The sequence below is a fragment of the Pseudomonas defluvii genome (assembly GCF_001695625.1).
Classification (GTDB): Bacteria; Pseudomonadota; Gammaproteobacteria; order Pseudomonadales; family Pseudomonadaceae; genus Aquipseudomonas; species Aquipseudomonas defluvii.
Genome location: NZ_MBPN01000327.1, coordinates 1 through 485, shown reverse-complemented (window position 1 = coordinate 485; position 485 = coordinate 1). Strand labels below are relative to the sequence as shown.

Annotated in this window: 1 protein-coding gene; it reads left to right on the top strand. The window is 55.3% G+C overall.

The window, feature by feature from the left end:
- The coding region (locus tag EKA13_RS27565; protein ID WP_245704448.1) for an EF-Tu C-terminal domain-related protein at window positions 1–485 on the top strand (485 nt) is incomplete at both ends.

Below are 485 nucleotides of genomic sequence, written 5' to 3'. Positions count from 1 at the left end.
CTGGTTGAAACTCTGGACAGCTACATCCCAGAGCCAGAGCGCGCTATCGACAAGCCGTTCCTGATGCCAATCGAAGACGTATTCTCGATCTCTGGTCGTGGTACTGTTGTTACCGGTCGTATCGAGCGTGGTATCGTCCGCGTTCAAGACGCTCTGGAAATCGTTGGTCTGCGTGACACCACCACCACCACCTGCACCGGTGTTGAGATGTTCCGCAAGCTGCTGGACGAAGGTCGTGCTGGCGAGAACTGCGGCGTTCTGCTGCGTGGTACCAAGCGTGACGACGTTGAGCGTGGTCAGGTTCTGGTTAAGCCAGGTTCGGTTAAGCCGCACACCAAGTTCACCGCAGAAGTTTACGTTCTGAGCAAGGAAGAAGGCGGCCGTCATACTCCGTTCTTCAAAGGCTACCGTCCACAGTTCTACTTCCGTACTACTGACGTGACTGGTAACTGCGAGCTGCCAGAAGGCGTTGAAATGGTAATGCC